Annotated in this window: 20 protein-coding genes; 13 read left to right on the forward strand and 7 right to left on the reverse strand. The window is 42.3% G+C overall.

The genetic code is table 11. The features are described 5' to 3' along the window. The first annotated feature begins 229 nt into the window (after positions 1-229). From ACOYVE_RS06465 to ACOYVE_RS06520, 12 genes are all read left to right on the forward strand, one after another. The gene (locus ACOYVE_RS06465; protein ID WP_014856242.1) at positions 230-1132 is read left to right on the forward strand and encodes a 4Fe-4S dicluster domain-containing protein; all 903 of its coding nucleotides are present in this window, start codon (positions 230-232) and stop codon (positions 1130-1132) included. Next, complete coding sequence (nrfD, locus tag ACOYVE_RS06470; protein ID WP_014856241.1) at positions 1132-2367, forward strand: NrfD/PsrC family molybdoenzyme membrane anchor subunit; 1236 nt, start codon at positions 1132-1134, stop codon at positions 2365-2367. The genes ACOYVE_RS06465 and nrfD overlap by 1 nt, the downstream gene beginning before the upstream one ends. Beyond that, a complete protein-coding gene (locus ACOYVE_RS06475; protein ID WP_422881310.1) occupies positions 2367-3461 on the forward strand; it encodes a cytochrome c3 family protein in 1095 nt (364 codons plus the stop codon). The genes nrfD and ACOYVE_RS06475 overlap by 1 nt, the downstream gene beginning before the upstream one ends. After that, a complete protein-coding gene (locus ACOYVE_RS06480; RefSeq protein WP_014856239.1) occupies positions 3458-5350 on the forward strand; it encodes a sensor histidine kinase in 1893 nt (630 codons plus the stop codon). Before ACOYVE_RS06475 ends, ACOYVE_RS06480 begins: the two co-directional genes overlap by 4 nt. Then, the gene (locus tag ACOYVE_RS06485) at positions 5343-6161 is read left to right on the forward strand and encodes a response regulator (RefSeq protein ID WP_014856238.1); all 819 of its coding nucleotides are present in this window, start codon (positions 5343-5345) and stop codon (positions 6159-6161) included. Before ACOYVE_RS06480 ends, ACOYVE_RS06485 begins: the two co-directional genes overlap by 8 nt. Before the next feature lie 24 nt (positions 6162-6185). Continuing rightward, positions 6186-7328 (forward strand): response regulator, encoded by a 1143-nt coding sequence (locus ACOYVE_RS06490; protein ID WP_014856237.1) that lies wholly within the window; start codon positions 6186-6188, stop codon positions 7326-7328. Positions 7329-7571: 243 nt separating this feature from the next. Continuing rightward, positions 7572-9977: a cytochrome c3 family protein gene (locus tag ACOYVE_RS06495; RefSeq protein WP_422881313.1), complete on the forward strand. Its 2406-nt coding sequence runs from the start codon at positions 7572-7574 to the stop codon at positions 9975-9977. An 82-nt stretch (positions 9978-10059) separates the two neighbouring features. Further along, positions 10060-10605 carry a cytochrome c family protein gene (locus ACOYVE_RS06500; RefSeq protein ID WP_157867354.1) on the forward strand — a complete coding sequence of 182 codons (546 nt, stop codon included), beginning with the start codon at positions 10060-10062 and terminating at the stop codon, positions 10603-10605. Positions 10606-10614: 9 nt separating this feature from the next. Next, a complete protein-coding gene (locus ACOYVE_RS06505; RefSeq protein WP_014856235.1) occupies positions 10615-11880 on the forward strand; it encodes a hypothetical protein in 1266 nt (421 codons plus the stop codon). 6 nt (positions 11881-11886) lie between these two features. After that, a complete protein-coding gene (locus ACOYVE_RS06510) occupies positions 11887-13092 on the forward strand; it encodes a cytochrome c3 family protein (RefSeq protein ID WP_014856234.1) in 1206 nt (401 codons plus the stop codon). A 15-nt stretch (positions 13093-13107) separates the two neighbouring features. Further along, positions 13108-14103, forward strand: a complete 996-nt coding sequence (locus ACOYVE_RS06515; RefSeq protein WP_014856233.1) for a cytochrome c3 family protein — start codon at positions 13108-13110, stop codon at positions 14101-14103. Positions 14104-14214: 111 nt separating this feature from the next. Further along, the gene (locus ACOYVE_RS06520; RefSeq protein WP_014856232.1) at positions 14215-15351 is read left to right on the forward strand and encodes a 4-phosphoerythronate dehydrogenase; all 1137 of its coding nucleotides are present in this window, start codon (positions 14215-14217) and stop codon (positions 15349-15351) included. Positions 15352-15394: 43 nt separating this feature from the next. Here the strand turns inward: ACOYVE_RS06520 and ACOYVE_RS06525 are convergent, their stop codons facing one another. From ACOYVE_RS06525 to ACOYVE_RS06535, 3 genes are all read right to left on the reverse strand, one after another. Further along, a complete protein-coding gene (locus tag ACOYVE_RS06525) occupies positions 15395-16990 on the reverse strand; it encodes a phosphoenolpyruvate carboxykinase (protein WP_014856231.1) in 1596 nt (531 codons plus the stop codon). A gap of 102 nt (positions 16991-17092) precedes the next feature. Beyond that, positions 17093-18367 carry a 3-deoxy-D-manno-octulosonic acid transferase gene (locus ACOYVE_RS06530; RefSeq protein ID WP_014856230.1) on the reverse strand — a complete coding sequence of 425 codons (1275 nt, stop codon included), beginning with the start codon at positions 18365-18367 and terminating at the stop codon, positions 17093-17095. Continuing rightward, positions 18364-19350, reverse strand: coding sequence for a glycosyltransferase family 9 protein (locus ACOYVE_RS06535; RefSeq protein ID WP_422881317.1), 987 nt, complete (start codon positions 19348-19350; stop codon positions 18364-18366). The genes ACOYVE_RS06530 and ACOYVE_RS06535 overlap by 4 nt, the downstream gene beginning before the upstream one ends. A 133-nt stretch (positions 19351-19483) precedes the next feature. Between ACOYVE_RS06535 and ACOYVE_RS06540 the strand changes: the two genes are divergently transcribed. Continuing rightward, complete coding sequence (locus tag ACOYVE_RS06540) at positions 19484-19744, forward strand: hypothetical protein (protein ID WP_422881319.1); 261 nt, start codon at positions 19484-19486, stop codon at positions 19742-19744. Between the two features lie 71 nt (positions 19745-19815). Here the strand turns inward: ACOYVE_RS06540 and fbp are convergent, their stop codons facing one another. From fbp to ACOYVE_RS06560, 4 genes are read right to left on the reverse strand one after another with little or no spacing between them, the layout of a single operon-like run. Next, positions 19816-20826: a class 1 fructose-bisphosphatase gene (fbp, locus tag ACOYVE_RS06545; RefSeq protein ID WP_422881321.1), complete on the reverse strand. Its 1011-nt coding sequence runs from the start codon at positions 20824-20826 to the stop codon at positions 19816-19818. Between the two features lie 13 nt (positions 20827-20839). Then, positions 20840-22630, reverse strand: a complete 1791-nt coding sequence (locus ACOYVE_RS06550; protein WP_422881323.1) for an ABC transporter ATP-binding protein — start codon at positions 22628-22630, stop codon at positions 20840-20842. Beyond that, a complete protein-coding gene (locus tag ACOYVE_RS06555) occupies positions 22630-23640 on the reverse strand; it encodes an NAD(P)-dependent oxidoreductase (RefSeq protein WP_422881325.1) in 1011 nt (336 codons plus the stop codon). Before ACOYVE_RS06555 ends, ACOYVE_RS06550 begins: the two co-directional genes overlap by 1 nt. A gap of 12 nt (positions 23641-23652) precedes the next feature. Further along, the gene (locus ACOYVE_RS06560; protein WP_422881326.1) at positions 23653-25404 is read right to left on the reverse strand and encodes an ABC transporter ATP-binding protein; all 1752 of its coding nucleotides are present in this window, start codon (positions 25402-25404) and stop codon (positions 23653-23655) included. Positions 25405-25461 lie beyond the last annotated feature (57 nt).

Below are 25461 nucleotides of genomic sequence, written 5' to 3' on the forward strand. Positions count from 1 at the left end.
AGGTGCGAATCTAAAAAAAATATATTCTTAAAAAAAGACAATTTAACAGATTACCGCAAAAAACAACCGATTTCACAGAATTCCAAAAAGCATAATAATACAATAATATCCTTAATATTATTTTTTTATTGACTTAATTTCTTTTAAAATCTAATTTTGAATAAGATAATAAACTCCATTTAGTAATTTTAAAGTCGCGCTCTACGGCTTTGTCTCAAAAGGAGGAAAAATGTCGAAGCAAACAAGAAGGAATTTTATCAAAACAGCGGCGGTTGCAGGCTCTGTAATTGCAGGACTGCCACAAAAAGCTAAAGCCGCTCCGAAAAACATTTTGTCCGACGACAGAATGGGCGTACTGGTGGATACGACTGTATGCGTAGGATGCCGAAAATGCGAATGGGCATGCAAAACGGCTCATAACATGCCGACCCCGCCTCTGGAAACTTACGACAACAGGGATGTTATGAAAAAAATGCGGCGACCCGACCACACTTCTTTGACGGTGGTAAACGAATATGAATTCGATGATTACCCCAAATTTCCGATCGACGTAAAAGTACAATGCATGCATTGCGACCATCCCGCATGCGTCTCGGCTTGTATTGTCGGCGCATTTTCGAAAGAAGAAAACGGCAGCGTAATATGGGATACTAATAAGTGCATCGGCTGCCGTTATTGTATGGTTGCCTGTCCGTTCCAAATTCCCGCCTTTGAATACCACAAAGCGATTCAACCCGAAATTAAAAAATGCGATTTCTGCTTCGGCAGAACTTCAAAAGGCAAGTTGCCGGCATGCGTCGAAATTTGCCCTATGGAAGCTCTTACATACGGCAGAAGAAAAGATTTGATTGACATTGCACGGCGTAAAATCGAACTCTACCCCGACAGATACATTAATCACATTTACGGCGAAACCGAAGTTGGCGGCACTGCATGGCTCTATCTTGCAAGCAGAAAATTCGAAGACCTGCAATTCCCCAAATTGGGCAACAGCCCGGCTCCGGGCGTTACCGAAGCAATTCAGCACGGGATTTTCGCCTACTTCCTGCCCCCGATAGCATTATATGCTCTGCTGGGCGGCGTAATGTGGATAAATAAAAATCGCAAAAAATCAGAAGAGGGGGAAGAATAATGGAAGATTATATGAAACCGACTCCGCTTAAAACAAAATATTTCACTCCCGGCGTAATTGTCATTTTTGCTTTTGCAACAGTCGGTATTTTGTTTTTACTGGCAAGATTAATATTCGGACTCGGCGCGGTAACCAATTTGAGCAATCAGTATCCGTGGGGCATCTGGATTGGAATAGACGTTGCAGCCGGAGTGGCGCTTGCCGCCGGCGGGTTTACTACTGCCGCTCTGGGCCATATCATGCATAAAGAAGAATACCATGTTATAGTGCGTCCGGCTCTTCTTACGGCGCTGCTCGGCTATACTTTTGTGGCTTTCAGCGTTGCTATGGACCTCGGACGCTGGTATTATATATGGCATCCTCTCATAATGTGGAACGGAAATTCCGTATTGTTCGAAGTCGGTATGTGCGTGATGGCATATCTTACGGTTCTTTATATTGAATTCATACCGATTGTAACGGAAAGATTTATCGGCAGAGTTAATCTGCCGGGGTTCCTTTCGGCATTAAACAAGCCCGTCGATTCCCTGCTGAGAATACTCGATAAAACTCTCGACAAAACAATGTTCATTTTTATTATCGCCGGGGTTGTACTCTCGTGTTTGCATCAATCGTCGTTAGGAACGTTGATGGTAATAGCCGGACCGAAGATGCATCCGCTCTGGCAAACTCCGATACTGCCGTTGCTCTTTCTCCTCTCGGCTATTTCTGTAGGGTTTCCGATGGTAATTTTCGAATCGCTCATTACATCGAAGTCTTTCGGCTTAAAGCCCGAGCTGAAAGTCCTTTCCAATCTCGGCACTATGGTCGCTCCTTTGTTGGGGATTTATCTCGCTTTTAAACTCGGAGATATGGTGATTCGTCAAACTTTCGTTTATCTAAATGAGTTTAGCGTCGAAAGCGTTCTATTTTTAATTGAAATTTTCTTCGGCATTATAATTCCGCTCAGAATATTTCTTTCGCCCAAACTCACAAAAACACGCGCAGGACTTTTTATCGGGTCGGCTCTTGTTATATTCGGAGTATTGCTCAACAGGATTAACAACTTCATTATAGCATACAATCCGCCGTATAAATTCGCCGCTTATTTCCCTTCAATCGGAGAGATACTCGTAACGCTCGGATTTGTAGCCCTCGAAATCCTTCTGTTCCGAGCTTTTGTGATGATATTCCCGATTGTATCGGTGCCGCAGCCCGTGGCTTCCAAAACCAAATTTTTTATCAGAGGTAAATAATGAAAAAAATAATTTTAATTTTACTGACGGCGCCTCTTATTCTGTTTGCTCAGCATTCGAAATTAAATTTGGAATGTAGAACATGCCATTCTTGCGATATTCCTACTAAAGAGAATCCGTGTCTGATAGATTGTCCGAGAGAAGAATTAATACGAATCGACCAAAAGCCGGAAGAAGCGCCGCGAATTATAAAGATTGACAAGATAAAAGAAAAGAATCTTTACGAACCCTCAATTTTCGACCATTATGCCCATTCCGACATGTCGGTAATGTCGGGCGACTGCAGAATTTGTCATCATTACAATCCGCCGGGAAATATTATCAGCTGTTCCAAATGTCATAGCCCTCAGCGCAAGAGAAACGATATAAGCAAACCCGACCTTAAAGCTGCTTATCATCGTCTTTGCATTTCATGCCATCGCGAATGGAGCGGCGAAGTAGAATGCGTAAGCTGTCATGCCCCTGCAGGCTCGCAAAAAAATGAGTCGTATGAAGCTAAAGAGAAAAAATCGATTCACCCGGAAATTAAAGCGCCGGTAAAAAAAGTTTATACTACTGATTTTACGGACGGCAAACTGGTAACTTTTTATCACGAAGAGCACAACAAAACTTTCGGATACAAGTGCAGCGACTGCCATAGAAACGAGAGCTGCGTTAAATGCCATGCCGTTAATAAATCGGCTTTGAAAGCATCGCCGGTTATACTTCATTCGAAATGCAGCAAATGTCACGATACCGAAGATGTAAATTCGTGCGCCGTATGCCATGCGAAGATCGAAAAGCCTCCGTTTAATCATAAACAACGAGCCGGTTTCGACATTTCCAAATTCCATTCCGATTTGAAATGCTCGAGATGCCACGTTACAAAAGGTAAATTTACCGGCTTGAAAAAGGAATGCAAAAGCTGCCACGGCATCTGGACGGTTGACAACTTCGACCACAAAGCTACCGGATTGATTCTCGACGAAGTTCACGTTGAATTCGAATGCGAAAATTGTCATCAGGAACCGACGTACCGGATAAAAAGCTGCGATAATTGTCACGACGACAAATCGTATCCAAAAGACAAACCCGGAGAGGCAATTAAAAGATGAACGGACTCAATGAAATACAATTTTTCAGAAAGATCGGACTGAAGTTAATTCTTATAGTAAGTTTGACCGTCGTCTCGATAATAGGCGTCAATGCGTATTTCAAAATAAATTTCCAGACGAATTGTCTACTCGCAGAAGTCGAACGTCATGCCAATCAACTCAGCGAAACGATAAAGAACAGCACTCGTTACGGAATGTTGCTCAACCAAAGAGAATATGTTGACGAAATAGTGAAGACAATCGGTCAGGATAAAACAATCGACAATATCAGAATTTACAATAAAGAAGGCAGAATAATTTATTCGAGCAATCCGAAAGACCTCGGAAAAATGCTCGATAAAAAAGCCGAAAGCTGTTACGCCTGCCATGCAGAGAATAAACCGCTCGAGCGTCTGCCGATAAAACAAAGGACGCGTATTTTCAAACTCGGCGACAAGAACCCGAGAATTATGGGAATAATAAATCCGATTTACAACGAGAAATCGTGTTACGAAGCCGATTGTCATGCCCATCCCGAGAATGCGTCGGTTCTCGGAGTGCTCGATATTACAATATCGCTCGAAGAAATCGACGCCACAATCAAACGAAACGAAATTCAGGAATTGATTTTTACAATCGTATCGATTCTTGCAATCGGTATAATCATAAGCATATTCGTAAAACGTTGGGTAGACCGCCCGGTAAAAGAATTGATTAAAGCTACCAATCAGATTGCCGCCGGAAATTTAACTTACGAAATAAAAGAGATTGGCAACGACGAACTGGGATACCTCGCCAAATCGTTCAACAACATGACCAAAAAACTTTACGAAACGCAACAACAATTATTTCAGTCGGATAAAATGGCTTCGCTCGGCAAGCTTGCAGCGGGCGTGGCGCACGAAATAAACAATCCTTTAACAGGCGTACTCACATACAGCAGCTACTTAATGAAACGAGCCAAGGACAATCCCGAATTGCAGGAAGACCTCCAGGTAATCGTTAGAGAAACAATGCGCTGCCGCGATATTGTAAGAAGCCTTCTCGATTTTTCCCGACAATCGTCGCCCAAGAAAAATCTAATCAATATCAACGAAATTATCGAAAGAACCGAATCGGTCGTGCATAATCAGTTGTCTCTCAACAATATAAAACTTACAAAAATACTCGACAGCAACTTGCCGCAAATTGCCGCCGATCAGAATCAAATTCAGCAGGTATTGTTAAACCTTATTTTGAATGCAATCGACGCAATCGGCAATGAAGGAGGAGAAATTGTAATAAAGACCAAACAACTCACCTTGCCGCCCAAAGGATATACGCATATCAAAGCGGCGCTTTGTCCCAAGAATCACAATTTGATCGATAATGAAAATAAAATTGCCGGGATGTCTTCAATCCGTGTAAAATTAAAATCGGGCGATAACGAAGGTCCGGTATTCATCGATCCGATCTACGGAAGATCGCAACATTACTTCGGTATTCCGATTGAAAAAAATTCTCACGCGAGCATTCATTGTCCTGTATGCGACGTGTCATTGCTCGACCGAAATTCAAATTGTCCCGTATGCGGCGGACCCGTTTTCAAGTTCGAAGTTCCCGGAAAAGGCTACGTCGAAATGTGCGCTTCGTTCAACGACGACTGGCAAAAGTGGGAAAGAATCGACAATGCAGGAGCCAGAAAATTCGTCGAGATCGAAATTTCAGATAACGGATGCGGCATTCCCCAGGAACATTTAAGTCGAATATTCGAACCGTTCTTTACAACCAAAGGACAAAAGGGAACCGGGCTCGGACTATCGGTAGTATGGGGAATAATAGACAACCACGACGGCTCAATTTCGGTTAAAAGCGAACCGGGCAGTGGAACCACATTCTCAATCAAACTTCCGGCTGAAAATTATGAATAACAATTTCGACATATTGATAATCGACGACGAATCGGTCATAATCGATTCCATTATTAAAATATGCAAGCTCAACAATCTTACGTCTGATTCGGCCGAGACTTACGAAGCGGCTATGCAAAAAATCAAAGGAAACAAATACAACCTGGTTATTTGCGACATTATGCTGCCCGACAAAGACGGTTTTGAAATTCTCAAGTCGATCGGCTCTGGCGGATTCGACTCTCCCGTCATAATGATTACCGGTTATACGACTCCGGAGATGGCGGTAAAGTCGATAAAGCTCGGCGCGTTCGATTTTCTTCCCAAACCTTTTACAATCGACGAACTTTCCGCCGTTATCAAAAGAGGTATGGCCTTTAGTAAACTGAATCGCAAAGCGGTTAAAAACAAGAACGATTTGCTCTATGTGCCCTGTCCTTCCAAATACTATCGTTTCGGATACGGCTCGTGGATAAAGCCCGATCTGCCGGTCAATATGATAAACGAAGAATTTTCATACGGCAGTTTCGTTACGGGCGCAACGGATCTATTCGTTAAATTAATAGAAGGCGTCCAAAAGATTGAGCTCCTTCAAATTAACGACAAAATTTTACAGGCTTCGGCGGCTGCCTACATAACCGACAGCGACGGCTTAATACACAGTTTAAGCATGCCCGCAAGTTGTCGCATCATCGATCGAAACGAGAAATTGCTCGAAAAACCCGGATTAATCGAAAAAGACCCGTATTTCGAAGGATGGTTCTATAAAGTGATCCCTGTGAATATGAAAGATGAAATCGAATATTTAATTCCGTGCAGTTCCGACAGATAATTTTTAACAACAGGAGAAATAGATATGTCGCTATTCGTATTACTTTTAATCGTGCTAATAATTGCGGACGTTTTAATCAGAATATTCATCAAAAAATATGAAGAGTCAAAACTCCGCAAGGAAAGAGAAGCCGTTCTTGCCGAAGTCGTGAATGTAGATTACGGCAAAGAAGTCAAAACCTTAAAGAGAGCCGAAGTGCAAAATCCCAAAGCCCGAATCCTTTGCGTCGACGACGAAGACGTGGTGCTCGACAGTTTCAGGAAAATATTGGTGCTCGACGGCTACTCGGTCGACACCGTTAATTCGGGTCCCGAAGCAATAACTCTTGTTCAAAGTCATCATTACGATTTCGTATTTACAGATCTGAAGATGCCCGAAATGGACGGCGTAGAGGTAACCAAGACGATAAAACACCTGAGACCCGATATCGACGTAATAATCATCACCGGTTATGCCACCGTTGAATCGGCCGTGGAATGTATGAAATACGGAGCTATGGATTACGTTCAAAAGCCGTTTACAGAAGACGAGTTGCTCGATTTCACCAAAAAATGCCTCATTAAAAGACAGGAGCGTATCAAAAAACAGCTCAAGCCCCGGGTTCACATTTCTCATTTGCCGGAGACCGAAAAAATCGGGCGCGGTGAATTCTCGATTCCGGGCGGAGTTTTTATTTCGGAAAATCACTGCTGGGCTGCAATTACCGAGGAGGGTGCCGCCAGAATCGGTATCGACGATTTTGCCAAGAAAATCGTCGGTAAAATCGACAATATCGAATTTCCGAATCTCGGTATGACTATTAAAAAAGGACAGACTTTGTTCAGTCTGATTCAAAAAAACCGGGTAATCAAATTTGCCTCGCCCTTAAGCGGACAGGTAAAAGCAATAAACAACGAGTTGAGAGAAAACATCGATCTGCTCGACATTACTCCTTACGGTAAACACTGGATTTGCACGCTCGATGCGGACAATTTGGAATCCGAACTCGCCGAGCTAAAAATCGGCAAAAGCGCGGTGGCTTTCTACCAGGAAGAAATCGACAGATATCTCGAAACTTTTAAAGATAAAGTCAAAAGCGCAAACGGCACAGAGGGCTCATTCAGCGGAATCGAAAATCTGGAAGATAAAGACTGGTATTTGGTCGCGGGCTCTTTTTTCGAAAAATAACTCGATTAATCCCGCAGCAAAAACTGCGGGATTTTTTTAATCAAAATTTTTATTGACTTAATCCTCCCCAGTAAATATTTTTAGACAGGATATATAAGTCCATTATCTTATTAATACGAAAATAGATTCTCATTATTAATAAAGAAAACGGATTATCGGATAGAATTTCGAATTTTAAGCCGTTCATTTTTTCAGCACGATATTTGATTACTTTTACTTTCGCATAAATTATCTGGAGACTAAATGATTCGTAAAGCCGTTCTTTTTACTGCGTGTTCTCTATTTATATTATTTAACCATGAATTAAATGCTCAAGATTTTAATTGCCTCGACTGTCACGAAGTAAGCATCGAAAAATCCGTCCATTTCGAAGCTATCGAATGTCAGGATTGTCATCAGGATGTAGTAGACGAAGAACATATGGACAAAGGCGCCGAAAAGGTCGATTGTACAATGTGCCATGACGACAAGATGGCTTCGGTCGAAAACGACATCCATCACAGGTTGAAAATTAAAAACGCGCCGGGATGCGTTTCCTGTCACGGCTCGCATAATGTCAAAAAGCCGTCGAATTCATTGTCAACGAATTCGAGAACCTACTGTTCGAAATGCCACGAAGCCAAACCTCTGCTTACGAGTTATCATGCCGAAAAGATAAGTAAAGACAATTGCCTCAGCTGTCACAAAAAGGAAGACGTTAAATTAACGCTGCCCACTTCCGTTCACAGCAAGCTCGAGTGTGCAGACTGCCACAGCTATATCGCTCAAAATATTTCTAAACACCCGAAAAATCTAAAAATTACGGAAGTTGCGAACTGCTATCTATGCCATGTGGATATTGCCGCTCAGCACAAAGAAAGCATCCATGGAATAGCTTTGAGCGAAGGCATTGACGACGCGGCTAAATGCTGGGACTGTCACGGTTCGCATAATATCAAAAAAGTCGACCACCCCTCGAGTCCTGTGAATCCGGTTAATATCGGAACTACTTGCAGTAAGTGTCACGACAATCCGGAGATGGCAAAAAAATACGATATCGGTTTGGTAAGTCCGGGTCTGAAATACAGTGCCTCGGTACACGGCATGATGGTAAAGGAAGGCAATAAAGGAGCCACTTGCACAACCTGCCACGGCGTTCACGATATAAAAAACAAAGTTCAGCAGGGTTCCAAGATATCGTCTTTCAATCTGCCTGAAACATGCGGTCAATGCCACGAAAAAGAAGCCGAAGAATATATGGAATCGATTCACTGGATTCGCGCTAAAAAAGGCTATCGCGAATCTCCTGTTTGCAACGACTGCCATAACGAGCACGACATAACGCCGATTTCAGGCGGCGATAAAAGAGCCGAAACGCGTAAAATACAGCAAAAAACCTGTATGGTTTGCCACGAAAATCCGCGCATTGCCGAACGTTTCGGAATCAACGGCAATCAGGCTAGATCGTATCAGGACAGCTATCACGGGCTAGCGGTAATGCGGGGCGATAAAGACGCCGCTATGTGCGTCGATTGTCACGGGGTTCATAAAATTTTGCCTAAGGAACATCCGGAATCCAAAGTAAATATTTCAAACGTAACTGAAACCTGTCAAAAATGTCATCCGGAAGCGACCCCCGTATTTTCCCAAAGTTATTCTCACGTTACTATAAATGAAGAAGCCGCAAAAGTTGAAAAAATTGTTACCGATATTTATTTCTGGCTGATTGTATCGGTTATCGGCGGTATGATATTGCACAATCTGCTTATCTTCTTATATGAAATTAAAAAGAAGAAAAAAAGAACCGAAAAAGAAATTACAATACCGCGTTTTACAAAGAGCGAGGTCGTTCAACATTTTCTGTTGCTAGTTTCGTTCATAGTTCTGGCAATAACTGGATTTGCTCTCAAGTACCACACAAGCTGGTGGGCTGAGCTCTTGATGTATTTCGGAATGACTGAAACCGTGCGCCAATATATTCACCGCGGCGCGGCTGTCGTGATGATCGGCGTAGGCGTTTATCACGTTTTCTATCTTCTTTTCACTGCCCGCGGAAGAGACGTTCTCAAAAATCTATTGCCGAAACATACCGACATTATCGAAGCAAGGGACACCATACTTTATTATCTGAGAATTAAAAAAGAAAAACCGATTTACGACAAATACGATTATACCGAAAAAGCGGAATATTGGGCTTTAATATGGGGCACTGTAATAATGGGCGCCACAGGATTTATTCTCTGGTTCCCGACGGTAGTCGGCGACTGGGCTCCCGTATGGTTGATTAAAGTTAGCGAACTGATCCATTTCTACGAAGCCATTCTTGCTACGCTTGCTATTTTGGTATGGCATTGGTTCTTTGTGATTTTCCATCCGCATGAATACCCGATGAGTTTGACCTGGATCGACGGTAAAATGACGCTCAAAAACTACAGACATCATCACGAAAAACATTTCAGAAAAGTTCTTCTAGAATGGAAAGAATATAAAGCCGGGAAAAGAGAAGAAAAACGACTCAGCAATTCTACGCTTCTATTTACAAAAACATTGAGTGAAAACAATCTCGACCCCGACGCCGTTTTCGACAAAGAACTCGAAAACGATCCGGAATTGAGATTGTGGCTCGAAAACAAATTGAATCCTGAAGAAGAAGGAGATAAACAAAGATAATAAGACGGTTGCCTCTTAATATTGATTGAGCTATATTCAACATAAATTAAATAAACAACTATCAATAAAGCGCGGAGGAAATATGTTTAGAAATGGTATTACCCTTACCATAGTTGCAGTTCTATGTTTCTTTTTGTTGCCGGATACCATGAACGCACAGGAACACGGGTATATAGGCGCAGAAGCATGCGGTATGTGCCACAAAAACGAAAAGCAAGGCGAACAATTGAAAATCTGGCAAAACAGCAAACATGCCAACGCTTACAAAACACTGTTAACTGAAGAAGCAAATAAACTTTCCGGAGAAGTTAAAGCCGTTGAAAATCCCCAATGTCTTAAATGCCACGCAAGCGGTTACGATGTGGACAAAAAATTACTCGGCAAAAAATTCTCAGTTGAAGACGGCGTTCAATGCGAAACCTGCCACGGTCCCGGAGAAGACTACAAATCGATGAAAGTTATGAAAAGTCGCGAAGAATCCGTTAAAAACGGTTTGAGAATCTGGAAAGACGAAGCCGAAATCGAAAAATATTGCAAAACTTGCCACAACGAAGAAAGTCCGACCTACAAAGAATTCGATTTTGCGAAAATGTGGCCTCAAATTGCGCACCCTGTCCCCAAAAAATAAAGGCAGAACATGAAAAGGTTATTAATAATATTCTTTCTATTCCTGCCGTTCTTGGTAAACGCTCAAAATATTAACGGCAGAATTACGTCTTCGTTTTATTCGTTCGAAAGATATAATACCGCCAGTTCATCTGAAACTTTTTTCAGAACGTATCAGGCTTTAAATCTAAACGCAAATTACTCGAAGTTCTCTTTGCGTACGCGTTTTAATTTCGAAAGCAATCTGGGCAATGCGCTCGACGCCGATCCCCGAGTTCGTTTTTATAATCTCTATCTCGAAGCGCGCGATCTTTTCGGCATTGCAACCGTAAAATTAGGAAGACAGCCGCTCTTTACTCCTGTAGCCGGCGGTCTTTTCGACGGTATTAATCTCAAATTAAAATATGCCGGATTTTCGCTGACAGGTTTCTACGGCGGTAACCTGCCGGCTTATCAAAAACTCGAATTAACCGACGACCTTAGCAACGATTATATTATGGGAGGTCGTTTTGAAACGGTAGCATTAAAAAATTTCCGTCTCGGCGTTTCGTATATCGACAAGAATTTCAAGTCGGTCGACTATTACGCCGAGCGCCTCGACGAGAATCTCGATCCGGTTACAATTCTGATTCAATCGAAATCTAATCAATACAAATTACTCTCTGCCGACGCGTATTATTCATACAACAACCTCGTCGACGTAAGCACGCGTTACGAATATGATTTGAATTACGAAGTGACTTCGAAAGTCGAATTCGACGGAAGAGTTAACGCAACCGATAAACTGGGTCTCAACTTTTATTATAATTACAGAGAACCCAGAATACGCTATAATTCAATCTTCTCAGTATTCGATTACGGAAATTCCCAGGAAATCGAAGGCGGATTCGACTATAAAATTTCGAGGCTATATCGTCTCTTCTTCAAATACGGCGACGTAAAATTCGACTCCGAACACTCATCGCGATTGAGTCTCGGCGTTACTACGCAGTACGGTTCGATTTCATACCGTAAGACTTTAGGCGACGCTGGAGAGCTCGACGCCGCTTCACTCTATTTGGCAAAGTCGTTTGTGGAAGGATTAATTACTCCTTCGGTCGGAGTTACATATACAAGCTACAAACTTTCTAGCGACGACGAGACAAATTCCATAACCGCTCTTCTGGCCGGACTTAACTTCAGGCCATGGAGAATTCTGTCTTTCGATTTCCAAACGCAGTATTTCAACAACAAGATATACAAAAACGATTTCAGAGTTTTATTCAAAGTTAATTACTTGTTTAATACAAACTTGTAGACCATTATGAAAATAAAATTTATTTATCTGCCGCTCAGCCTTTTGATTCTTGTTTTTCTTACAGTCGCAGCAATCGATGCGAACAAAGGCAACGAGCAACGTAAAACCAACAAAGACGTCATTAAATTTTCTCACGAGCTTCATAGTGAAGTAACAGACTGTGCGTCGTGTCATACAAATGTGGCAAACAGCACAAAACTCAACGACAGACTATTGCCGGAAAAAGATGTCTGCGCTACGTGTCACGACGTTGAGGATACGGATAATTGTCAAATGTGTCATTATGAAGATGTTTTCGAGCCTCTGATTCAAACAAAAAGTACGTTGATATTCAACCACAGTTTTCATATCAACGAACAAAAGATGGAATGCGCCGCATGCCATAAAGGGCTCGACGAGGTAGAATACGGCTTTGAGTCGAAGAGCGTCAATCCGCCTATGAGCGGTTGTATTACCTGCCACAACAATAAATCGGTAGCGGTAAGCGACTGCGAAGTCTGTCACATTTCGACCGTCGATTTAATTCCGGAAGACCATCGGCAGGTTGGCTTCTTCAAAGCTCACAAATTCAAAGCTACTGCAATGGATAATAATTGCGAAATGTGTCACGACAATAGTTTCTGCGAGGCTTGTCACGTTTCAACTACCATGATGACCGAAACAAATACCGAATCGGATTTTTACGTTCCGTATTCTCCGCATAAGTTTACAGACGACGCAAAGATGCAACAGATGACGCGGGTTCATGATTTGAATTATCGTTTTTCGCACGGTATCGACGCAAACACAAAGTCCGCCGATTGCCAGACGTGCCATCAGGTAGAAACCTTCTGCGCCGAGTGCCATAATAACGGCGGCGGCGATTACGCGCTCGAAGGTGCCATGCCGGCTTCGCACTCCAAACCGAATTTTGTAACAATCGGCGTAGGCACAGGAGGCGGACAGCATGCAATCCTTGCTAAGCGGGATATTGAATCGTGTTCGTCGTGTCACGACCTTCAGGGCGCAGACCCGAATTGCGTTCTATGCCATGTCGATAACGACGGCGTTAAAGGAACTAACCCGAAAACCCACATGAGCGGATTCATGAACGGCTCCGACGGCGATTGGCATTCCGATTTTAATTCCGTATGCTACTCGTGCCATACTGACGCCAACGCTCGACCCGACGGCATTAAAGGCGTGGGATTCTGCGGTTATTGTCACAATTAAATTTTTGGGTAGACTATGAAATATATTAAATATTATTTGGCTTTATCGCTTTTGTTCGTTTTAGCTTCCTGCAGCGATGTTCAGGAGGATATTACTCCGCCGGCTCAATTGAGCGTTCACGGCGCCGGATTTTTGTCGCAATCCTCCGATAATTTCCACGGCAAGAAGCTGACAGATAATAGTATGGAAAGTTGCAAACAATGCCATGCTTCGAATTATTCGGGAGGCACTGCAGGCGTAAGCTGCGTAAATTGTCACCCCGCCATCAATGTCCATGTTGACGGGATATTGCTGCCGGGTTCGGATAATTTCCACGGCAGATTCATCGCATCCACAAACTGGGATCTGTCGCAATGCGCTCAATGCCATGGCGACGATTATGCCGGAGGAATTACAAGTCCAACTTGTACGACATGCCACAATAAAGCTGGAGGTCCCGAAGCCTGCAACACATGCCACGGCGACTTTTTCAAAGGCGGCAGCATAGCCCCGCCGCAAGCGACCAACAACGCAAAAGAAACTTCCGATCCCAGAGTCGGAGCTCACCAGGCTCACTTGAATGCCTCGTTATTGTCGGGAAAAGTCTCCTGCATGGAATGCCATATACTGCCATCCGGTTTTGAAGCTCCGGGACATATCGACAATACTCCGCACGCGGAAGTTATCTTCGGCGCGTTTACATCTTCCGGACCTTCTAATCCGTCCTATGATTTTGCCAACAATACATGCAGCAATACGTACTGCCACGGTAATTTCGAATTCAAAAAAGAAAATTCCGACTATCCGTTTATCTATACTGCCGATAAAATGACCGGCAATAATTTTTCTCCCAAATGGAATCAAGTGGACGGAAGCCAGGCGGCTTGCGGCACCTGTCACGGTTTACCGCCTACAGGTCATGAAGACGCCGAACTCAAAGCATGCGGAATTTGCCACGTCGGCGTAGTTGACCAGTATGGCAACATTACCGATAAATCCAAACATATCAACGGCAAAATCGATTTGTTCTGATTTTCCCCTCGAAAGAGAAAAAGCCGGCTCTCCAAAGCCGGCTTTTTTATTATCCTTACTGTGTAATAATTTAATTATTTTTGTCATTAAAATTTTACGAGGTTTTTCATTATGCTGATAATTGCAGACGAAAACATACCCCAGGTCAAAAAAGCATTCGGCGAATTTGGCGAAGTTAAATTATTCCACGGCAGATCGATTACCCAAAAAGATGTTATCGATGCAGACGTCCTGTTGGTAAGATCCATCACTAGAGTCGATAAAGATCTTCTTGAAGGAACAAATGTGAAATTCGTCGCCACAGCCACAATCGGCACAGACCACATTGACAAAGACTACCTTAATAAAGCCGGCATACGATTTGCCGACGCCGCAGGATGCAACGCTTATTCGGTGGCTGAATATGTGGTCAGCGCGATTACTGAAATTTTTTTTCGCACGGGGAGACCTTTTCAGGGCAGCGCTCTCGGCATCGTTGGGTACGGCAATATCGGTACAAAAGTAGACGCCTTTGCGAAAGCGCTCGGCGTCGATACGATATTAAACGACCCTCCGCTTAAAAGAAAAACTGGCGATTCAAAATTCAAGAGCCTGGAAGAGGCGTTAAATTGCGATATCATAACGTTCCATGTGCCTCTGAACAAAGGCGGCATGGACAATACGGTTCATCTTCTGAACGAAGAAAATATCAATATAATTAACGACGGCTCGTTGTTAATAAATTCTTCGCGGGGCGCAGTAGTAGATAATCATGCGCTTAAAAAAGCTCTAATAAAAAATAAAAGATTTAACGCCGTTCTGGACGTCTGGGAAAACGAGCCTGCAATCGACCGAGAATTACTTGACATTACGGATATTGCTACGCCCCATATAGCGGGATATTCATACGAAGGCAAACTCAACAGCACGCTCTTTATCTACAATAAATTTTGCGAATACGCCGGCGTCGAAAAAAAATGGAAGCCCGATTACATGCAACTTGAGGACAACATAATAATGCCCCGGAAAACGGAAAACAATGTGGAATTAATGAAAAATATTTTAAATAATATTTACGATATAAACGACGATAGTCTTAAGTTGAAGGAAGGATTGAAATTATCCGACGAACAATTTCCGCGCTACTTTGACGAGCTCAGAAAAAATTACAGAATACGCCGGGAATTTTTCAATTATAAGATAGACGGTTCGTCATTAACAGGCGAGCAAATAGAAATGTTAAAATCCTTACGCTTTGAAATCATATAAAGATTCGCTGTTCCGTTTTTTAACACGGAACAGCGAGCCATTGTTAAACAATAGGACCGGCTTTTTTCACATCTTCAGAGACGTTTGCTTCGAAATTCTTGAAATTCTCCTTAAACATTGCCGCCAATTTACGGGCTGTTTCGTCGTATTTCGATTTATCCGGCCATGTATTCTGAGGATGTAGAATTTCATCCGGAATACCGTTGATCTTAGTAGGCACTTCGAGTCCGAAATAATTGTCCTTATAAGTTACGACACTTTCGAGTTCGCCGGACAGCGCCGCGTTAAGCATTCTGCGGGTATATTCGATCTTCATTCTGCTTCCGGTTCCGTAAGGACCTCCTGTCCATCCGGTATTTACAAGCCAGCAATTCACATTGTATTTTTGAATTTTGTCGCCGAGCAATTTTGCGTATACCGAAGGTTTAAGAACCATAAACGGAGCTCCGAAACAAGCGCTAAAAGTTGCTTTCGGCTCGGTAACGCCTTTTTCCGTACCCGCCACTTTTGCGGTGTAGCCCGACAGAAAGTGGTACATTGCTTGTTCAGGAGTAAGTTTTGCAATTGGCGGCATAACTCCGAATGCGTCGGCGGTAAGCATTACAATATTTTTCGGATGCCCTCCTCTTCCTTCGGGCGCTATGTTCGGAATATAATTGATCGGATAGGCCGCTCGCGTGTTTTCGGTTAGAGAATCGTCGTTCAGGTCGAGCATACGCGTATTAACGTCCATAGCTACATTTTCGAGAATAGTTCCGAACTTCCTCGTGGTTTCGTAAATAAAGGGTTCGGATTCGGCTGACAATCTGATTACCTTTGCATAGCATCCGCCTTCATAATTAAATACGCCCTTGTCGCTCCATCCGTGTTCGTCGTCTCCGATTAATTTTCTTTCCGGGTCGGCTGACAGAGTAGTCTTTCCCGTACCGGACAAGCCGAACATAACAGCCACATCGCCTTCTTTGCCCACATTAGCCGAACAATGCATCGACATTACTCCTTTGAGAGGCATTAGATAATTCATTATTGTAAAAATCGATTTTTTAATTTCGCCTGCGTAACTTGTCCCCCCGATCAAAACGAGTTTTTTACCAAAGTTGATTATAATAAAAACGCCAGAATTGGTGCCGTCGGTTTCCGGGTCGGCTTGAAAATACGGCAAATTAATAACCGTAAATTCCGGTTTATGATTAACGAGATCTTCGCCCTCGGCTTTGATAAACAAATTTCTTGCAAAAAGGTTGTGCCATGCGGTTTCGGTTATTACTCTAATCGGCAGCCGGTAGTCGGGATCTGCGCCGGCATATAAATCCTGAACGTACAAATCCTTGTTTTGCACGTAAGAACACATATGAGCGAATATTCTGTCGAAATATTTTTCTTCTATCGGCTTATTAACATTACCCCACCATACCTGCTCCTGACTCGAAGGCTCTTTCACCAAGAACTTATCGTTAGGACTTCTGCCCGTATGCTGACCGGTTCTAACTACCAGAGGACCCATGTGGGCTATCATAGCTTCTCTTCGTCTTGCCGCCTGTTCGTAGAGAGCCGGCGTAGTCAGATTATAAAAAATATTATTAATATTTTTTATTCCCATATCGTTCAGTTGCTGCCAGATTTCAAGTTTTGATTTCATAGAAACTCCATTTATTTCTATAATACGACACAAAGGTATAAAATTAGAACTACCTTATCAACCAAGACTGCTGGATGATAATGGTTTACTTTTTACAGTAAATTATATGTATTTGTATATTTCCTTAAGTATTTTATCTGTCGCTCCCGTATTCTTTTTTACAAACTCGCCCGCTATTTCCCCGGCTTTTTTTCTATAGTCATCGTCTGTAAACAAGCGCCGGAACGTTTTATAAGCTTCTTTTTTATTTTTTATGATAATGCCGCCGCCCAGTTTATGCATTTGGATTGCTTCCTGACTCGTTTCGATTTTGGGTCCGTAGACGACCGGAATAGAATAAACGGCGGGTTCGAGCACATTGTGAATTTGACGAAAACTACCGCCCACATAAGCTGCATCGGCATAACTGTAAAGCGTAAGCAAGATACCAACAGAATCGACAATGATTACTCGTTCGTCCTTGTAATCATTCATAAGCGAAAATCTTATCGTGGGAAATTTTTTATAAAAGTCATTTTCAATCTTTTCGAGATGAATTAAATCGGGCTCGTGAGGAACTACAATTATAATAAGTTCCGGCGCATATTTCATCAGTTTAATTAATGCGGGAAATATTACTTCCTCGTCGGTTTCCCAAACGCTTCCAAGTACAAGCACTTTTTTATGTTTCAGCACGTCTTCATTTATAATTTTCTTTTCCCTTGCCGTCATACTTTTTATGTAAACCCTGTCGAAACGCGTATCGCCCACAGGCGCTACTTTTTCCGGAGATAATCCGAACTTTAGGAAATTAATAGCGTCGTTTTCGGAAACGGTCAGGATTTTTGCCGCGCTGTCGAAGACGTATTTGTGAAAAGAGCGAATTACCGGCAGCAGGCGGTTACTGCCCGGGCGCATTGTTGCATCAGCTATTAAATAAGGTATGCCTCTTTTTTCAAGCTGCCAGATCGTATTCGGCCAGATATCGTATCGCATAAATATCACGAGATCGGGCTGGGTTATATCCAAAAAGCGTTTAACGTCTTTTATCCTGTCAAAGGGCATATATGAAATTATATCCGCATGAGGATATTTAACCGAATTGCGATAACCGGACGGGGAAAAGAATGTGGCGAGGACAAGAATATCCCTTTCCTGTTTTAGTTTTTCGACAATCGGTTTTGCCTGCTCGAATTCGCCCATCGAAGAAGCGTGAAACCAAACCATTTTTTTTGAGCGGTCGATATCCGCCATCGCAATTATCAAATTTTCAAAAAGGCGCTCCCTCTCTTGAACGCTCATTCTTATCTTTCCGCCGACCAACGGCGAAACTGCTTTCAAAAGCGCAGATAACGGGTAAAAGAAAATGTTATATACTATTTGCCAGAATCTTTTCATTTGTCTTCAAGCAATTTTATTAAGTTATCTAAAACCACGTCGGGAGTTAATTCTTTCATACAGTTGAAATGTCCTTCGGGACATTTTTCGAGGCCGATATGACTGCACGGTCGGCATTCCAGCCCTTCTTTTTCTACGAGTCCGTATTTGACTTTGTACGGCAGGAATCCGAATTCTTTAACGCTGGATCCGAAAACCACAACCAGAGGAATATTTTGAGATGCGGCAAGGTGCATCAATCCCGTGTCGTTGCTTACAATCAATTTGCACTTTTTCATGTTAACCGCAAGTTGCAGAAGATTATCGTCGTTGCTCAAATCGACAGCTCCCGGAATACCGTCCGCTATAGTTTTACATAATTCCCTGTCGGCTTTCCCTCCGAAAAGAATTATTCGAAAACCTCTTTCATGAATTTTATTTCCCAATTTAATAAAATATTCCGAAGGCCACATTTTAGTAAAATGTCTTGAACCGGGGCAAAAACCGATATAATTTCCTTCGCCCAGATCTGAATTAATATCGTTCGGCAGAAATACTTCCGTACCGTAACCGTCCAGCTTTAATCCGGGTACGGAAGCAGCATATAATTCGGGTATGGATATAACTTTGTCGTATAAATTAATACGGAATTTAGATAAAAGGATTTTCTTAACGGCCGGTTTTCTGAACCTGTAAATTCGACCGCCGGCGGCAATATTAATTCGGTTGCTTCTAAGATTATTCTGTAAATCGACAACCATATCGTAACGTCGAGACGAAATTTCTTTCAATAATTCTTTAATATTATTCTTATCATATTTCAAAACTCCGTGCAGGTATTTATTGTAAGCCAGCGCGTCGGCGTATTGAGGTTTTACCACAAAATCGATTTCCGCATTTTTGTATCTGGATTTTAATGCGCGGATGACAGGCGTGGTTAGTATTACGTCGCCCAGAGAACTTAACCGTATTACGAGAATTTTTAGAGGACGATTTTCATCCACAACGAGAACACCTTTTGTTTAATGCAAATTTAGACATTTCGACGAACGATTCAAAACTTATAGCCGTATCGTTGGCAACTAAGCCCAATCTTCATTATTTTTGGCAAATAAATTACGAAATGTGAGTTGAGTTATGACGACATTACCATCACCCGGCACAAAAACTTTTCCTGAAGATTCGTTAGAAAAGAAATGTTATAATTTTGTGGAAACGCTCGAAAAATATATACCGATTCCGAACGAGCGGTACAGGTTAGCTTTCAATTTATACCGTTTTAAAAAAGGAGAAGGCGATCCGCCGGCGGTAATTTTGAAATCGGCTAAAATAAAATTTGAAAATATCGGCGAAAAAGAGCTTGCCGATTTGATAGACGAAGGCATTAAAAATTTTTAATTAATATTTCAGCATAAGGCTGGATTTCCTCCAGCCTTATTGTCAATTTGCCCGCCGATTTTAATTCAGCTCTATTCTTTTTCTTCGTCCAGAAATTTTTTCAGAAGCTCTATATCGTTTTTGCTGCCGGCAAAAATAGGCGTGCGTTCGTGAAGCGACGAAGGCGTCAGTTCGAGAATTCGTTTTTCTCCGTCGATTGCAACTCCGCCTGCCGCCTCGATTATAAACGAAACCGGATTGCATTCGTAGACGAGTCTCAGTTTCCCTTTCGGATTTCTCTTATCGCCCGGATACATAAACGTACCGCCGTATAAAAGCGTTCTGTGTATGTCGGCGACCATGGATCCCACATATCTCAATTGATACGGTTTCCCTTCGAATTTATTTGCCTGAAGATGTTTTATATATTTCTTTAATCCCCTGCTCCAGGAATTATAATTTCCTTCATTAATACTGTAGATTCTTCCTCTGTCCGGAATCTTAATATTATCGTGCGACAAAAGGAATTCGCCGAAAGCCGGGTCCAATGTAAATCCGTATACGCCGTGCCCCGCGCTGTAAACAAATATTGTGGAAGGACCGTATACAATATAGCCCGCGGCTACCTGTTTGTATCCCGGCTGCAAGCAGTCTTCGATCGTGCCCGGACCGTTGCCTTTGCTTATTCGTCTGTAGATAGAAAAAATAGTGCCTATGCTCACATTAGCTTCGATATTCGACGAGCCGTCCAGCGGATCGAACAGGAGAACGTATTTTCCGATTTTATGATGAGGCGGAAGGTGGATAATATTTTCGTCTTCTTCAGATGCCATAACGCAAAAGTGTCCGCCGTGGTCCATCGCTCTTATAAGCATTTCGTGAGCGAACAGATCGAGTTTTTTGACGTCTTCGCCGTGGACGTTCGTTTTACCGGTGAATCCGAGGATTTCGACTAAACCTGCTTTGTTTACTTCGAGTGAAATTACTTTTGCAGCCAATCCCAATTGCAATAAGATGGCTGATAATTCTCCCGTAGCTTCGGGATGCAATTTTTCACCTTCGAGGATATGACGGGGGAGCGTCATAAATTGCTTCAAAGGCATAATGCCTCCTGCTTTAGTTGGATTTAATTACTTCCTGATCTTTGTACTGTAATTGATAGAGCTTGTAATAGATTCCCTTACGAGCCAGCAATTCCTGATGAGTGCCGACTTCTTTCAATTCGCCTTTGTGCATAACGAGAATTTTGTCGGCGTTCTGAATTGTGGAAAGCCGGTGGGCTATTACAATTGAGGTTCTCCCCCGAAGTAATTTTTCAATTGCTTTTTGAATTAATATTTCCGTTTCGGTGTCGATACTCGACGTAGCCTCGTCGAGTATCAATATTTTGGGATTATATGCGAGCGCCCTGGCAAACGAAATTAATTGCTTCTGTCCGACGCTTAGCGTAGCTCCTTTTTCTTTGACGATTTCATCGTATTTACCGGGCAACTTCATTATGAAATCGTGAGCTCCTACGGTTTTTGCCGCGCTTATTATTTGTTCCTCGGTAATCTCTTCGTTGCCGAGAGATATATTGGACTTTATCGTGCCCGAGAAAAGATATACGTCCTGCAGCACTACGGAAATATACCTTCTCAAATCTCTTTTGTCAACTTTACTTATATCGACGCCGTCGATAAAAATTGCGCCTTTTTCGATATCGTAGAAACGCGTTAGAATATTGATAATGCTCGTCTTACCCGCTCCCGTGGCGCCTACTATTGCCGCCGTTTCCCCGGCATTAATCTTAAACGAGATATCTTTCAATACGTATTCTCCCGGGTTATAAGCGAACCACACGTTCTTAAATTCGATTTCGCCTTTGACGTTCTCCAATTTGACGGGATTTTCCGGATTTTTAACGAATGTTTTATCGTCGAGTAGTTTGAAAATCCTTTCCGAAGAAGCCATAGCGGTTTGAAGAATATTATATTTTTCCGAAAGGTCTCTCACAGGCCGCCAGAACATCTCCGTATACTGAAGAAACGCAATTAGCACGCCGAGAGTCAGATTGTTTTGCACCACCTCCCCGCCGCCGTACCATATAATCAAACCGATTGAAATTGCGCTCAGAAGTTCGACAAACGGGAAAAAGATTGCGTAATAAAAGACCGAGCGTATGTTGGCGTTTTTGTAATCGTTGTTAATCGAAGAAAATTTTTTCAGTTCTTCTTCCTCTTTCGAAAAAAGTTGAACCACGTTCATGCCGGTTATATGCTCCTGCATATACGAATTTAGGCGCGCAAGATGATACCTGACGTCGCGGTATGCCTCCCGTACTTTTTTTCTAAACAAAAACGTTGCGTAAAAAAGAATCGGAATTACCGAAAGAGTAACAAGCGCCAGATCCCACGACATCGTAAACATGAAGAAGAAAATCCAGACTATAACAAAAATATCGCTGAAGACCGATACGATTCCGGACGAGAACATTTCATTGAGCGATTCCACATCGTTCGTTACTCTGGTTACAATACGACCGATCGGAGTCTTGTCGAAGAATTTCAAAGCCAATCTTTCCACATGACGAAACAGTTGCGCCCTGATGTCGAAAATTATCTTCTGTCCCATCAATTCCGTGAAATAGGTTAAGAAGTATTGCACTACCGCCTGCGACAGAAGCGTTCCGAGCAAAAGAGCCGCTATTGTAATCAGCCCGTCGAAGTCTTTATTGGCTATATATTCGTCAATAGCAATTTTGGTCAGATAAGGCCGGACGGACGGCAAAATAGCGACCACAATATTCAGCAGGATTGCAAGCGTTACATAACCTTTGTACGGCTTTACGTAAGACAAAAGCCGTCTCATTAATTTGGCGTCGTAGGCTTTGCCTAATATTTCATCGTCTTTTCTGTGATCGGACATTAAATCACTTTATAGTAATTTCTGTTTTCAAAAAAAGCGCTGATATTTTCCGCAGTGGTTTCAAGTATTCGTTCAATAGCCTCTTGAGAATCGAAAGCCATGTGAGGAGTTAAAATCACATTTTCGCGTCTCAGCAGCAGATTTCTTTTCAAAATAGCGTCGACTTTTTCCAGCTCAACATTTTTTGTCAACATTTGATTTTCTTCCTTAAGCAGTTCTTCCCCTTCGAACACGTCGAGCCCCGCTCCTCCGAAAATACCTTTGTCGATTGCATAGTAGAGCGCTCTCGGTTCGATAAGTCCGCTGCGCGCCGTATTGATAAAGAGCGCGCCTTTTTTTACCAGTTCGATATTATTCATATTTATCAGGTGATGAGTGCTCTTGTTATACGGACAGTGGAGCGTAATTATATCCGAGGACTTCAACAGAGTTTCCAGATCGACATATTTGAAATCGAGAAGTTCTTCCAGTATATGGTTTTGTTTAACGTCGTAAGCAAGAACTTTCATCCCGAAACCTTTTGCAATTTTCATTACGTGGACGCCGATGCTGCCGGCGCCGATTACTCCGAGAGTTTTGCCTCTCAAATCGAAGCCGCGCAGACCTTCGAGCGAGAAATTACTTTGCTGCGCCCTTACGTAAGCTTTGTGAATGTTTCTCGATAATGTTAAAATAAGCGCAAAAGTATGTTCCGCCACAGTATTTTCGCCGTAATAAGGCACGTTCGCAACGGCAATTTTCTTTTTCCTGGCATATTCGGTATCGATATGATTAAATCCCGTGCTCCTCGTTGCGATTAATTTCAGCTTTTTTGCTTTATCGATAATGTTCTTGTCCACTTTGTCATAAATAAAAACCGAGATGACATCGGCGTCTTTAATAACCGGATTGTCGGCGGCGAGCTCGTCCTTGAAGAAAAAGAGCTCAAATTTGTTTTTGTCCAACCTTCTTTTTATATAATTTTTTTCTTTCGGAGGTATTGAAAAAAAAGCGACTTTTATTTTTTTCATGTTTGATTTCCTTTAATTTAGTTCCTTCAATTCTTCTTCTAACAACTGTTTGAAGTGGAGGTCTGCATAAATACCTCCCAGTTCGACGAGTTCTTCGTGGGTTCCTTCTTCCGCTATTCTTCCGTTATCGATTACGAATATTTTATCCGAATCTTTCACCGTGGAAATTCTGTGGCTGATTATTATGCTCGTCCTGTTTTTCATAAACTCTTTAAGACGTTTGAGAATCTCTTCTTCGGTATGCGTATCCACGGCAGAGAAAGAATCGTCGAGTATTAAAATTTTCGGATCGATTGCCAAAGCCCGCGCAAGCGAAGTTCGTTGTTTCTGTCCTCCCGAAAGCGTTATGCCCCGCTCGCCTAAAATAGTATCGTATCCTTTGGGAAAAGATTCGACATCTTTTGCCAATTGCGAAATCTGAGCTACGTATTTAATCAGCTCTTCGTCTTCATTGCCGTTTCCGTAAACAATATTTTTAGCCAACGTGTCCGAGAACAGAAACGTTTCCTGCGGCACAAATCCGATATTTTTTCTCAGCGTTTTAAGCGGTATTTTACGCACATCTACTCCGTCGATTGTAACCGAGCCTTCAGTCACGTCGTAGAATCTTGGTATTAAATTTACGAGCGTGGTCTTACCGCTTCCGGTTTTGCCTATAAAAGCGACGGTTTCGCCTTTGTTTATTTTCAAGCTGACATTGTCGAGCACGGGCGGAAGAAAATCGTTATACCTGAAACTTACATTTTTGAATTCTATTTGCCCTTCTATATTTTCAATCGAATAGTCGGTTTCGTCGCCGTCTTTAATTTCGTACGGTTCGTTGAAGAACTTCAAAAGTCGTTTCATACTAGAGTCAGCCTGCTGAACCAAATTGGCGACGAAGCCGAAAGATATCATGGGCCAGATCAACATCGAAAGATATGCAACAAAGGCTACGATAATTCCGAGCGAAATTTCTCCGTCGATTACCATCTTGCCGCCGACAAAAATAACGATAATGGTAGAAAAGCCCGCAATTACAAAAAATATTGGATGGAAAAGCGCCTGCAGTCTGACGAGGTCCATCTTTCTCTTAAGATATTCGTCGCTCTGTTTAGTAAATTCCTTTACCTCGTAATCTTCCCTTACGTACGATTTGACCACTCTGATTCCCGAAAAGTTTTCCTGTGCCTTTTCCGTCAGCTCCGAAAATTTTTCCTGTATCCTTGTATATTTTACGTGAATTTTTCTCATAACGACATAAACAAGATACGACAGAAAAGGCAACGGCAATAATACATAGAATGTAAGCGCCGGACTTAACGAAAGCATAATCGGAATTATCATAAGGAACAAAGTGCCGTTGTCAATCGAATACATTACAGCCGGACCCACAAACGAACGCACCGCGTTTATGTCGTTTGTGGCATGCGACATTATATTCCCGGTAGAATTATTCTGAAAAAATCGCAAAGGCAGTTTTTGGATGTGTTCCCAGAAATCCTGTCTCAAATCGTATTCGATTTTTCTGGATGCGACTATTATAGTTTCGCGAATGAAAAACTGAAAGACGCCCGCAATTAATGTAATGCCGACCGTATAAAGAGCGTAATTTACAATGAGGTGAGTATCCAGATTGTTTTCGAGCAGATTAATGCTGTCTTTTATCAGAATAGGGACGAAAACGGTCGCCACATTCGAAATAAGGATAAAAAGGATTCCGAGCAGGTAACTGCTTTTATACCGCGCAAAGTATTTTTTTAAATAGGTTAAATTCCCGAACAACTTTTCGAAAGTCCTTTCTGATAATAAACAACCGCTATAGAAAAATAATTCCGCTTA

The organism is Melioribacter sp. (assembly GCF_049325435.1).
In the GTDB taxonomy this organism is placed as follows: domain Bacteria; phylum Bacteroidota; class Ignavibacteria; order Ignavibacteriales; family Melioribacteraceae; genus Melioribacter; species Melioribacter roseus.

Bases quoted from the DNA above. Each gene is read 5' to 3' on its own strand.
- ACOYVE_RS06465 (WP_014856242.1), top strand. From the start codon at position 230: ATGTCGAAGCAAACAAGAAGGAATTTTATCAAAACAGCGGCGGTTGCA.
- ACOYVE_RS06555 (WP_422881325.1), bottom strand. From the start codon at position 23,640: ATGAAAAAAATAAAAGTCGCTTTTTTTTCAATACCTCCGAAAGAAAAA.
- ACOYVE_RS06490 (WP_014856237.1), top strand. From the start codon at position 6,186: ATGTCGCTATTCGTATTACTTTTAATCGTGCTAATAATTGCGGACGTT.
- ACOYVE_RS06480 (WP_014856239.1), top strand. From the start codon at position 3,458: ATGAACGGACTCAATGAAATACAATTTTTCAGAAAGATCGGACTGAAG.
- ACOYVE_RS06510 (WP_014856234.1), top strand. From the start codon at position 11,887: ATGAAAATAAAATTTATTTATCTGCCGCTCAGCCTTTTGATTCTTGTT.
- ACOYVE_RS06500 (WP_157867354.1), top strand. From the start codon at position 10,060: ATGTTTAGAAATGGTATTACCCTTACCATAGTTGCAGTTCTATGTTTC.
- ACOYVE_RS06495 (WP_422881313.1), top strand. From the start codon at position 7,572: ATGATTCGTAAAGCCGTTCTTTTTACTGCGTGTTCTCTATTTATATTA.
- ACOYVE_RS06550 (WP_422881323.1), bottom strand. From the start codon at position 22,630: ATGTCCGATCACAGAAAAGACGATGAAATATTAGGCAAAGCCTACGAC.
- fbp (WP_422881321.1), bottom strand. From the start codon at position 20,826: ATGCCTTTGAAGCAATTTATGACGCTCCCCCGTCATATCCTCGAAGGT.
- ACOYVE_RS06485 (WP_014856238.1), top strand. From the start codon at position 5,343: ATGAATAACAATTTCGACATATTGATAATCGACGACGAATCGGTCATA.
- nrfD (WP_014856241.1), top strand. From the start codon at position 1,132: ATGGAAGATTATATGAAACCGACTCCGCTTAAAACAAAATATTTCACT.
- ACOYVE_RS06540 (WP_422881319.1), top strand. From the start codon at position 19,484: ATGACGACATTACCATCACCCGGCACAAAAACTTTTCCTGAAGATTCG.
- ACOYVE_RS06515 (WP_014856233.1), top strand. From the start codon at position 13,108: ATGAAATATATTAAATATTATTTGGCTTTATCGCTTTTGTTCGTTTTA.
- ACOYVE_RS06505 (WP_014856235.1), top strand. From the start codon at position 10,615: ATGAAAAGGTTATTAATAATATTCTTTCTATTCCTGCCGTTCTTGGTA.
- ACOYVE_RS06525 (WP_014856231.1), bottom strand. From the start codon at position 16,990: ATGAAATCAAAACTTGAAATCTGGCAGCAACTGAACGATATGGGAATA.
- ACOYVE_RS06520 (WP_014856232.1), top strand. From the start codon at position 14,215: ATGCTGATAATTGCAGACGAAAACATACCCCAGGTCAAAAAAGCATTC.
- ACOYVE_RS06475 (WP_422881310.1), top strand. From the start codon at position 2,367: ATGAAAAAAATAATTTTAATTTTACTGACGGCGCCTCTTATTCTGTTT.
- ACOYVE_RS06530 (WP_014856230.1), bottom strand. From the start codon at position 18,367: ATGAAAAGATTCTGGCAAATAGTATATAACATTTTCTTTTACCCGTTA.